This is a genomic window from Microcystis sp. M109S1, assembly GCF_020247025.1.
GTDB lineage: Bacteria > Cyanobacteriota > Cyanobacteriia > Cyanobacteriales > Microcystaceae > Microcystis.
In genome coordinates this window covers 1-7728 of record NZ_JADBRW010000143.1, presented here as the reverse complement: position 1 = coordinate 7728, position 7728 = coordinate 1, and the positions used below count along the sequence as shown (strand labels likewise).

The 7728-nt window shown below is 44.0% G+C and carries 8 protein-coding genes; 3 read left to right on the top strand and 5 right to left on the bottom strand.

What is annotated here, in order from left to right; genetic code table 11:
• Positions 1 to 419 precede the first annotated feature (419 nt).
• The 3 genes from IM322_RS06765 to IM322_RS06755 form a co-directional block, all read right to left on the bottom strand.
• Complete coding sequence (locus IM322_RS06765) at positions 420 to 620, bottom strand: twin-arginine translocation signal domain-containing protein (protein ID WP_004163039.1); 201 nt, start codon at positions 618 to 620, stop codon at positions 420 to 422.
• Between the two features lie 367 nt (positions 621 to 987).
• A complete protein-coding gene (locus IM322_RS06760; protein WP_287676226.1) occupies positions 988 to 1626 on the bottom strand; it encodes a PEP-CTERM sorting domain-containing protein in 639 nt (212 codons plus the stop codon).
• 289 nt (positions 1627 to 1915) lie between these two features.
• Entirely contained in the window at positions 1916 to 2593 is a 678-nt protein-coding gene (locus tag IM322_RS06755; RefSeq protein WP_287676225.1) for a TIGR04283 family arsenosugar biosynthesis glycosyltransferase, read from the bottom strand.
• Between the two features lie 231 nt (positions 2594 to 2824).
• Between IM322_RS06755 and IM322_RS06750 the strand changes: the two genes are divergently transcribed.
• The gene (locus IM322_RS06750; RefSeq protein WP_287676223.1) at positions 2825 to 3154 is read left to right on the top strand and encodes a CoA-binding protein; all 330 of its coding nucleotides are present in this window, start codon (positions 2825 to 2827) and stop codon (positions 3152 to 3154) included.
• Between the two features lie 6 nt (positions 3155 to 3160).
• Here IM322_RS06750 and IM322_RS06745 read toward each other — a convergent pair whose 3' ends face one another.
• On the bottom strand, positions 3161 to 5020 hold the full coding sequence (locus tag IM322_RS06745; RefSeq protein ID WP_287676222.1) for an iron uptake porin: 1860 nt from the start codon (positions 5018 to 5020) through the stop codon (positions 3161 to 3163).
• 322 nt (positions 5021 to 5342) lie between these two features.
• On the opposite strand from IM322_RS06745, the gene IM322_RS06740 reads away from it, so the two are divergent.
• The gene (locus IM322_RS06740; RefSeq protein WP_287754287.1) at positions 5343 to 5729 is read left to right on the top strand and encodes a hypothetical protein; all 387 of its coding nucleotides are present in this window, start codon (positions 5343 to 5345) and stop codon (positions 5727 to 5729) included.
• 312 nt (positions 5730 to 6041) lie between these two features.
• Here IM322_RS06740 and IM322_RS06735 read toward each other — a convergent pair whose 3' ends face one another.
• Complete coding sequence (locus IM322_RS06735; protein ID WP_287075554.1) at positions 6042 to 7418, bottom strand: cobyrinic acid a,c-diamide synthase CobB; 1377 nt, start codon at positions 7416 to 7418, stop codon at positions 6042 to 6044.
• A 90-nt stretch (positions 7419 to 7508) separates the two neighbouring features.
• Between IM322_RS06735 and IM322_RS06730 the strand changes: the two genes are divergently transcribed.
• The coding region (locus IM322_RS06730; protein ID WP_287713158.1) for a helix-turn-helix domain-containing protein at positions 7509 to 7728 on the top strand (220 nt) is incomplete at its 3' end.

Genomic DNA, 7728 nt, shown 5'->3' with positions numbered 1-7728 from the left:
GGGGTTTCGTTCAGAAAAGACTTCAAATTCGGCCTTGAACGAGTAAAACTTTCTAGGAAATAAGGTTGAACATGAGATTTTTTCGACTTGTTCAAAGTGGCCGTCCGGCATTCGGACACTCAAAATGGACGGGTCGGAAGTGTCAGACTTAAGCAATTAAGCGTTTTTCGCTATCTGCGTCAACCCCATTGACGCGACCACCCTAAAAAAGTGGCGTGGTGAGGAATCGCCGTCCGTTTTACGGCGGCGAGGATGTCAAATGAATAGATTGATAAAGCTTGTTCTCAAGCCGCTAAAAGCCTATCAGTTCTTTGTGTGATCAGTTTAACTTACTATAGAAGCGATCAATCTTTGTGTCCTCTGTGTCTCTGTGGTTCCTTCCACTCCCTCGCCAGCAGGACTGTATCTTAGAATACATTTTACCCACCAAACCTAAGATAGCCCGGTTCTTCGGTTTGTGTTATGCGATGGATGGGGTTACAAGGGATGAAAACCCTATATAGAGTTGGCTGAATAAATCTAATTTTTTCGATAAAAGCGGCAGGGTTAAAACCAGCAAGAGTGGCTGTGCCAAGGGTAGCACCTAAAAGATAAAGAAATTGACGGCGATCGAGAGACATATTCTCAGAGCAGATGTTCCGATGATCAATTATCCTATCGATCGGTGCCTTGGCAAAGAAAAGTTTTTATTTTTACCTGTCCGCTATAAGATGTCAAATTTTTTGAGTAATTGCCAGGGAATTTAAAAAAATTTGTTTACTCAAATTAAGAGTTAAATTTGGAAGGTTTCTAGACCGCGTTTTTCCTCAAGTGGAGATGGAAAAAATCCCATCGGCTCTTCTGGTTTATGTGTGGAAACGAGGTCTATACTGATAGAATATCCGCAAAATAGCCCTAAAAGTCTTGCCCGATAAGCATTTCACGATTCCATAAGCAAAAATTATCACACAAAGTCGAGAAGAGCCTCCCATCCCCATACTTTTCAATTTATCGTTTTTGTTTGAATTGAGAACCGATGCCCAAAAGTCCTAAACCTAATAATCCTAAAATTGCTGAAGGTTCGGGAACCGGCGTGACATTGATGTTATCAAACTGATGAAACGGGGATGCCTGAATCCATTCAACAGATACTAAATTGGTGAAGCTAGAATTAAAGGTAAAAGTTTCTAGGGTACTGAGAATTGCATCGGTAGTAAAAGCTTGGCTAACGGTACTAGAATCGGCTTTTGTTCCTGTAAAATTGACAGTCACACTATCATCACCATTGAGGCTAGTTAGTTGAATAGAATTTAAGTCAAATAAGCCTCCGCCATTTTGGGTTAATCTGGTGATTCCATCAATCTCATTATTGAATAAGGCGGTGGAACCGGGGTAACGAGATTCCTGAGTGCCAAAAAATCCAAAGGGCTCAGAAGTAGACAGGCTATCTAGGGTAAAACCGTCTTCGGTATAGGTAAAACCGGCATAATTAACGACTGAGTTATTTTGTTCTAAGCTTTGAAAATCGATAATTACAGCTTGGGCGGCTTGGAAAGGAGCTAGGATAGCTAGAGCTGCCCCTGCTACAAATAAGTAATGCTTACCCCCCCCCGCACTTTTGATTAGTTTTGCTGATAATTGAGTCATTTGTCATACCCTCTTTGGTAAGTTTTCTCCCATTATATTACTATTTTATTTTTCAAAAGACTGGTATTGCCCGCTACCAATAAGTAATGCTTACCCCCCCCACATTTTTGATTACTTTTGTTAATGTTTGGTCTATGGAAACCTCTTCTTTGGTAGGGTTTCTTCGATTGTATAATTGTCTTTGCCTCTCTTGGATATTGGCTGAAAAATGTTCACAATGTCAGATTATGGGCTTAACGCCTGCGCCCCTACATTGCACAATGACCTAAAATACTTTTTCAGCAAGCCTTTATGACCATAAACGATAAAAATTTTTCAATATTTGCGGCGGAATTTTAAAATAATAACCAATAATAACTAATTGATTAATTAAGGTAGTTTTCCAGACTCCTAATTTTTGCCAACGTCTTGCCGAGGTAATCACCGATGCAGAAACTATGGCTATTTTACCCCTTTTTTTCAATCTTTGTATTAATTCAAAATCTTCCATAATTGGCAACTCAGGAAAACCGCCCAAATCGGCAAAGATTGCGGCTTTTAAAAATATTCCTTGATCTCCGTAGGGAAGGGAAAGCCAGCGAGAACGCCAATTAACTAATTTTTCCACTAAACGCAGGGTTTTTTCCTCTCCATCAATTTTTAATTCAAAGGCCCCCGCTACTATCCCAGATTGGGATAAAGTATTGATAATTTGTTCTTGAAATTCATGGGGTAGTAAAGTATCTCCATGCAGAAATAACAAAATATCTCCTTTCGCTATTTTTGCTCCTAAATTCATCTGAAATGCACGACCTTTTTTGGGTGAAATAATTACTTTATCTCCCAATTTTTTCGCTATTTCTCTAGTTTTATCCGTACTTCCCCCATCGACAACAATAATTTCTACTCCCGCACCTATCTGTTTTAACGTTGCTGCAATTCCTAACTCCTCATTAAGAGTCGGAATGATAATACTAAGATAATTCATCAGGTTTTGCGGTAACTAAAGTCAGAGTATTTAGTGGCAACCATCGGGTAAATTTTCCTACAGATACCGAGGGATTGATTTCGATTTGTAATAACTGTTTTTCCTGTAGAAAAGTTAAACATTCCTGTCAGTTTTCTAGAGTGGCTAAAGCTGGAGTCAAAAGTCGATACCAAATTAGGTTACACTTCATCTTTATGAGAAACAAAACTCTGTTCTAAGATAGGTGGGACAATGCCGAATATTAAAGGAGACGATGGTGCGCTCAAAACCATTTTCAGCAATAGTAAAATTATCGCAGTGGTCGGGCATTCCGAGAAATCGAGCCGCGCCAGTTATCAGGTGGCCAAATTCCTGCAAGCGGTGGGTTATCGAGTCTATCCGGTCAATCCTCTGGTCAAGCAAATTGACGGTCAAAGCTGCTATCCTTCTCTAGAGGCTATCCCCGAACCTGTGGATATTGTTAACGTTTTTCGTCAAGGATGCTTGTATCCAGATAGAATATCAGCGTCTATTTGCCTAAAACAAAACCCCACCATGGGTGGGGTTTCGGGTTTAATTTAGGAAATCCTAGAAGGTAAAGGTTCCGCGGAGAGTGCCAATCCACTCGTTACCAGTGCCTTTGAACTGTTCAGGTGCAGAAATCCAGATGACACCGGGGGTGATAGAAATATTGTCGGTGACTTGGTACTTGTAGAACAATTCAACGTGGTAGGGAACGATGTTAGATACTTTTAGACCCATGTCTCGGAAGCTTAAGTGACCGATGTAGGGCTGCGCACCAGCAAATAGACCTAAGATATTTCCTTCTTTACCTAAGTCGGGGAAGGCAATACCAGCACCGTAGGTCCACACTTCCGCATCACCGAGACCGAGTAAGCGCACGGTGGAGTAGGAACCGAAGGCACTCAAGCTGGCGAAACCAAGATCCACTGCACCGGTTAAACCGTAGCTATTGGATACTTTGGCTCCGAAGTTGAAGAAACCGACTTCATCCTGTAGGGTGACGCTATCAGGATTGTTGCCGTTGACGTTGAGCAGGGTATTTAACTGAGTTTGGGAAAGGTTAGCGGCGGAAGTCCCCGTTACACCGAAGGAACCACCGTTACCGAAGATGGCGGTATCGGCACCTTGGTAAGCGTTAACGTAGGTGAAGCCGACGTTGAGGAAGTTAAAGAGGTTAGCGTTAATCTGTGCTAAAGCGGCGTAATCTCCGTTAAAGAGACCATTACCTGGGTTAGGATTGGCCGCAGAACTAGAGCCACCACCACCGGCTAAGTAACCCAAGGATAGGGAGGTCGGACCGACAATGCTTTGGAGGAAGCCTAATTGTAGGCTAACACCACCCCCAGAACCACCACCGATACGGTAGATGGGGTTTTCGGAAGCGAAGGTAGATAGCGCACCATTACCACCGTCGAAGTCTTCAAAGAAGGGGTTAGTGGTGGGAACGAAGTCATTCCAAATACCACCCCAAGCGGCGACGTAGGTACTGAAGCGACCAAAATAACCTAAGTCAATCGGGGTATAGTAGGCCAACCAGTCGAGAACCACATCGCTACCGTTACCGGCCGCGGTCCAAGTTTGGAATAGGGAAGGACTTTGCAGATTATCGAATCTGACGGAAGCGGGATCACCATTTTGTAGTGTGGTGGTCGATTTGTAATCAAATCCGAAGGGAGTGGCACTACCCGCCGCTAAACGAGTTTTCAATACGTCCTGACCGGTGAAGCTCGTGTTTAACAGCAAACGAGCGCGGTATTGCATGGCGGCCTGGGAGGCGGGGCTACCGGCACCGACCGTATCGGTGACAGCGAAGATAACTTCCCCAGCTAATTTGGTGGTGGTGGAGAATTGGTTATTTTCGAGGAAAGACACCCGGCTTTCTAAGTTATCAACTCTAGCTCCCAACGCCGCTAATTCGGCCTGGAACTCATCCATCAAGCGCTTGAGGGCATCTAAGTCTTCCTTGAGGACGTTGACACCATCTTGAATTAAACGCTCCATCACGTTTAAGCAAGCGTTTAAACCAGCCGCAAATTCCCAACGGGTTAAAGCTCGGTCGCCGCGGAAGGTGCGATCGGGATAACCAACAATACAACCGTAGCGCTCCACAAGACTTCTTAAAGCCTCGAAAGCCCAAGCGGTGGGGGAAACATCCCGCAGTTGGTTAACGCTGGTGACTTGATCGATGGTGTTGCCCTGTACGGGTGCAACTTGACCTTCGTTACCGTACTGTTCGATCTGATTGATTAGTTCGCCAGTTCCTGCAGCGTTGTCCTGAACTTGAGCGATTTCTAGATTGTTAAATTCGGTAGAAACACTGGTAGATTTGGCGGGATCGAAGCTACTAGCATTAGCGGAAGCTACCAGGGTAGCCCCTAAAATCGCTGGGCTAACCAGCAATGATTTCCAGAACATTTTTAACATGATGGTTTTTTCCTCACACCTTATAGGTTGACTACACAGTTTGACGACGCATATAGCCTTGCTATTCTTTTGCTATTATACACAATTTAATTACTTAGGGAAAGATGTGATCTCATTTTTTTTCCCTTGACCAGTTTACAAAGTGGCCACCCTGTCGCTCAATAGGCTCGTCTAGACGAGTCGGGCAAGGTTCTGTGATTTTGATAACGGCCACTGAACTGGGTTGTTGTCAGGTTAATTGACGATTTCTATGGTGGCACTCTTAATATGGAGTGATGTCTAATGGGCAAAACTTAACGCCGATAAAAACAGAGACAAGACCATGAAAAAAAGAAAGATAGCCAATACACTGCGTAAAGCCTTGCTAGAAGATGGCAAGATGGAACGCGCTCTCTATGAATACGAATTAGAAGAACACATAGACTACTGGTACGAAGGTCTCAAGTCCGACCGTGATCAGTTTGTCTTTGCCGTCACGGAAAACTCCGGTGATGTGGCAATGGTATTGATTACGCCAGGTAAAACTATCTATGTCAATGAGGAGGCGAGAGAGAAACTCTCTGAATTCTGGATAAAAGCTTATAAGCATAATATAAATCAACTCATTCCCATGATGGCAGAGAATTTGGCCAATGATATTATCTCGGTGACAGGCGTTAAAATGGTGTCCCCAAACCAGAAGCGGCGCTGGGTTAGTTTGCGCCCGTAGAGTTAAAGTGAAGAAAGGCTCCCTTAGGGCAAAATCAGGGCAGGTTTAGACAATACTGACGGGAAACCCTCAAAAACTATCCGCCCTTACCAATTGCTCGGTAAGGGCGGTGTAGCGGGTCATCGGAATCGACACCAGACTGCCGGAAGGAACTCCAGCTAGTCTAAATCTTGTTTAGACGTGGGGGTCTAGAGAACAGCCCCGGCGCACAGCCGGCTATTGTCGATTAAGAGACCCATGCTTTTACTACTTTCTACCATCGACATCACCTCCTGTATCCCTTAACGGATTGATTATCAGATTTATCTGCAATTAGCTTAACGCAGCTATGCGGAAAAAATCAAGGCCGGCAGCTAAAAATTTTTTCGGCAGGCTGAGATTAGCCCCAAAATGTAGGTGCAGATAGGAAGCGTGCAGATTCTTACCTTGCCACCCTTCGGCATTGATAGCACTTTTGGGGAATGCTTGCAGTTGATAAATCGGTGCGTCGCTCACCCCGCTTAATTGGGAGCGATGGAATTCATGACCGCGCACTGGTTGACCTGCTTTGAGCAGGATCGTCTCCTGTTTGGCGATGGCTTGCCGATAACCTAGGGTTAGTTTCGGGGACATTATAGCAGATTGGGGGATTATTTGCAACATGGAATGGTTTTTTTGCTCAAAATCAATTATTTTTTCACATAAATACATTAATCCCCCACATTCGGCGTAGGTGGGCATTCCAGAGGCGATCGCTTTTCTCACCTGAGTTAAGATAGGGGTGTTAGCGGCTAATTCCGGGGCGAAGATTTCGGGAAAACCGCCACCAAAGTACAATCCTTGTAGGTTTTCGGGCAAATTTGCCCCTTGCAAGGGACTCCAAAAGATTAATTCTGCGCCTAAATTGGCTAAAATATCGAGATTATCGGGGTAATAAAAGTTAAAAGCCTTATCTCTAGCAATACCAATACGGATAGGGGGAAAAAGCTTATTTTCTCCTGTTGGATTTTTCGGGTTCTCTTGAGGAGAAATAGTGAGTAAAGGCAAGAGAATGTCCCAATTAAAGCAGTTTTGGGCAATAGAAGCCAGTTGATCTTGCAGTTGCCTGATTTCTCCTAGTTCATCCCTGGGAACTAATCCTAGATGGCGATCGGGAATTGTCAGGGAATCTTGACGACGCAAAACCCCGACAATCGGCATATTGATCGATTCTAGGGCGGTTTGCAGTAATTGCAGGTGGCGATCGCTACCAACCCGATTGAGGATAACTCCGGCTAGATGGAGATTTTTGTCTAAAGATTGATAACCGCGGACGATAGCGGCGACAGAGGTAGATAAACGACTACAATCGATAACTAACAGCAGAGGAAGCCCTAAAATACGGGCAATATGGGCGGTACTGGCATAATCGGGAAATTGAGTATCGCTTAATTGAATACCATCAAATAGCCCCATTACCCCTTCAATCAGAGCATAATCGACATTTTGACAATGTTGGGCAAAACAGGTTTTTACATAGTCTTCAGAAGTTAAAACCGGATCGAGATTGCGACAGGGGCGACCGGTAAAATGAGTATGGAACATGGGATCGATATAATCGGGCCCGACTTTAAAAGATTGCACTCGATCGCCACGACTGATTAAATAGGCCAAGATTGCCAGGGTAATCGTAGTTTTACCGACTCCGCTTCTTTCTCCTGCGATGATCATCGAAAATTTGGGTCTGAAACCCCGTCGTTTCACGACGGCTTTACTGTTAAATATTAACACATTTACCAAATATATGCTAAAATGTGAGACATGGAAAAAGCCTATTCGTTTCGATTTTACCCCACACCAGAACAAGAGTCGCTATTGCGGCGCACCTTGGGCTGTGTAAGATTGGTTTACAACAAAGCTCTCCATCTCAGAACACAAGCATGCTACGAAAAGCAAGAAAGAGTAGGCTACGCTCAAACTTCTTCAATGCTAACCGATTGGAAAAAGCAAGAAGAATTAGACTTTCTCAATGAAGTAAGCT